Origin of the sequence: Bifidobacterium sp. W8104 (assembly GCF_016100735.1) — a bacterium.
Classification (GTDB): domain Bacteria; phylum Actinomycetota; class Actinomycetes; order Actinomycetales; family Bifidobacteriaceae; genus Bombiscardovia; species Bombiscardovia choladohabitans.
The window spans coordinates 1-2,673 of the sequence record NZ_JACFRW010000005.1 but is presented as its reverse complement, the minus strand read 5'-3'; the positions used below and the strand labels follow the sequence as shown (position 1 = coordinate 2,673).

The following is a 2,673-nucleotide window of genomic DNA, read 5'->3' as shown; positions in this document are numbered from 1 at the left end:
CCCGACCTATTAACAACCACCCAACACGCTTACAGCCACAAGGCCAAACCCCCAACATAAACAACGCGTTTAGTTCCTATAGCCCTATGATGGTGTAACGGTGGTGCTACTGTCACCGTTGATGTAATAACTCAAGAATGATAGTTAGGCCTATCTATCAGTGCAGTATTCCAGTTTTAGCTGGGTTGTCAGAGGTGCCATGGCTGACACCGCTGACTTCGTTATTGGTTATCAAGGATGAATTGACTCAACAAACGGAAAGGGGCTTATGATGAAAGCTCTGAACACTATCAAAAGTAGGTTGCTCGCCAGCGTTGCTGTTCCACTTGCGCTGTCTATGGGAGTCGCCATGGTTCCCAGTCAGGCGATGGCTGCAGAGCCTGTGGATACCGCTTCGACATCTATCGTGAGTCAAGTCACCGATTCGCTGACTCCGAGGGATGTGCTGGAGATAGCGGATACCGCATGGGAAAACGGTGATTATGAAGGTGCTGGCATCCTGACCGAGTATGCATTCTCGATGCATGATGGCACTGCCGGTAATGGCTTCCAATCGAGGAATTGGGCTACGACGATCGCCAAGAAAGCTGTCATTAAGCTTCTGCGCTGGGGAGGTTCCAAGCTTCCTGCCAAGATTGCTCCGTGGGCCGGTCGGATTGCAGACTTCCTGGAAGCCACCGGCGTCTGGACTCATGCCGCTATCGTCTCAGGTTTGATGCAGCTGGGCATCCCTTACGATATTGCTGAATACACGGCGACATGGGTTGATTTGTTCCTCTGATTCATGGAGAGAGGGGTGAGCGATGAGTGACCGTGGACGATCAGACCATGTAACGGTTTCGGATGCGATTACCGGTGTTGGTTTTTTCGGAACTGTGTTGTTGGGTTTTGTCTTTCCTTTTGCGGTCGGCATTGGTGTCACTTATCGCTTGCTCCCTTTCGGTGGCGTTCGTTCCTGGGTGCATGGGTGGCGTGGGGTTTTGGGTACCATCGTTATCTTTCTGTTGTGGTTCTTTGGTACCTACATAACTGATGCGTTGGTGGATGTGTTGTTTAGCATGAGCAGTCACAAGGTCTTGAAGAAGCTTGTTAGCGAAGTTGTGAGTTTTGTGTTTCTCATGGGGTTGATGGCCTTGGCCTTCAGCAGGTGGGAAGCCATGGCGCTCTCATCTTTGATAACTGAGGTTCTCACCATTCTCATCTCCCTACTCGTCATTCATGCCGTTGATGCTGCAGACAAGCATGATTAATCTAAACAACGATCATTCCTAGGGAATGAAGCGGATTCGAGTGCCCCTTTTATGGGGCGGGAGAAACGCATCGGACGCGGAGAGGTCTCCTCCTTGGTTTGGGAGGAGACCTCTTCGGTTTGGTTGTGTGTGGTGTTAGTCGTCGGTGGGGTTGATGTTCTTACTGAGGGCCAGGGCGATGAGCGCTGCGAGGTTGTTGGTTCGGTCGAGGGTGAGGGCTTGGACCATGTATGAGCTGGCTTGGTCGGGGTCGCGGGCGGCCCAGGCCAGGTAGGCTCTGGAGGCGCTGAGGTGTGGGGTGGGGCCGACGGCGGCGGTGAGCTGGTCGAAGAGGTTGTAGGCTCTGTCGGCGCGTTCCTGGTTGACGGGGGTCCGGCCTTCGAAGCAGGTGGTGAGGCTGGTGAAGATGAGTTTGACGGCGGCGGGGTCGTGGGGTTGTTCGGTGATGGTGGTCAGGTCGTCTCGGGTGGTGTCGGGGTTGATGGCGGCGACCAGGAGCGCGTCGCGGTGCGGCAGTGAGGTTTCTATCAGCGCGGCCATGCGGGTGAGCCGGTCGTGTCCTATGGCTTCGGGCTGGTGGGTGCCGTCGAGTATGCGCATGATGCTGTCGAGGGCCTGTCGGCCTGCGGTGAGCATGAGTTGGGGGTCCTGGCTCAGTTGCTTGACGTCGTCCTGGAGGCTGGTTGTGGTGTTCATGGGTGTTCCTTTCCTTGGTGCCGGGACTGTTTGTGCCGACGCCTGGAATGGCGGCCCGGGTATAGCGGAGAGTCAAGCCCCCGCGTGGATCCGAACACTCCCCCGGAGGCCGAGGGGGCATGCTGTTCGGCCCCCTCGGCCGGAGCGGGGTGTGGGCGGAGACGCTCGGGGCTTGAGTCGCAGCGGCCCGGGCCAGAATGGAAGGGGGCGGCACAAACACCACATTCCCAACCCCTTCAGCAGCACGCCGCAGGCGTGCGACAGCGGCGGCCAGACATCAAGGCGCAGCCGCCGATGACCACAACCCCGGCCGAGCCGACCAGTTTTATGTTTGCCGATTGAAGGGTGATCTGCAGTAGCTCATGATAGAAGAAAGACCATCCGATAAGAAATGTGTTTATATTGTGAAGCTTTATCTTGATGAAGCTTTCTAACTGATATCCCGAGTATATTAAAGCTTGTTAGAAGCCGCCACTGCCTCTATCATATTTATATGATATGCACACTAGGGCGGCACTTTTTTATCTAAAGGGGTGTAACTGAGATGGACACCGCTCGTATTCCTTACCCTTCGCATCCTTATCAGAGCTCAGCCAATCTAGCCTCTATGCTGATACAGAACGGTCTCTCCGGCATCAGGGGCTATAGGAACTAAACGCGTTGTTTTAGGTTCTGTGTGTGGGTTTGGTTGTGTGTTGGTCAGAGTGTGGTGTTGGGGTATCTGAAT

General features: G+C 54.9%; 3 protein-coding genes. 2 read left to right on the top strand and 1 reads right to left on the bottom strand.

Annotated elements, in window-relative coordinates; translation table 11 throughout:
• Window positions 1-271 precede the first annotated feature (271 nt).
• The gene (locus H3U89_RS08320) at window positions 272-781 is read left to right on the top strand and encodes a hypothetical protein (protein ID WP_197071201.1); all 510 of its coding nucleotides are present in this window, start codon (window positions 272-274) and stop codon (window positions 779-781) included.
• A gap of 22 nt (window positions 782-803) precedes the next feature.
• The gene (locus H3U89_RS08315; protein WP_015022033.1) at window positions 804-1,250 is read left to right on the top strand and encodes a hypothetical protein; all 447 of its coding nucleotides are present in this window, start codon (window positions 804-806) and stop codon (window positions 1,248-1,250) included.
• 135 nt (window positions 1,251-1,385) lie between these two features.
• On the opposite strand, the gene H3U89_RS08310 is transcribed toward H3U89_RS08315, so the two are convergent.
• Window positions 1,386-1,946 (bottom strand): hypothetical protein, encoded by a 561-nt coding sequence (locus H3U89_RS08310; RefSeq protein WP_015022034.1) that lies wholly within the window; start codon window positions 1,944-1,946, stop codon window positions 1,386-1,388.
• Between the last annotated feature and the right edge of the window lie 727 nt (window positions 1,947-2,673).

What these genes read in the sequence shown, in the direction of transcription:
- H3U89_RS08320 (WP_197071201.1), top strand. Translation starts at nt 272, where the DNA reads ATGAAAGCTCTGAACACTATCAAAAGTAGGTTGCTCGCCAGCGTTGCT.
- H3U89_RS08315 (WP_015022033.1), top strand. Translation starts at nt 804, where the DNA reads ATGAGTGACCGTGGACGATCAGACCATGTAACGGTTTCGGATGCGATT.
- H3U89_RS08310 (WP_015022034.1), bottom strand. Translation starts at nt 1,946, where the DNA reads ATGAACACCACAACCAGCCTCCAGGACGACGTCAAGCAACTGAGCCAG.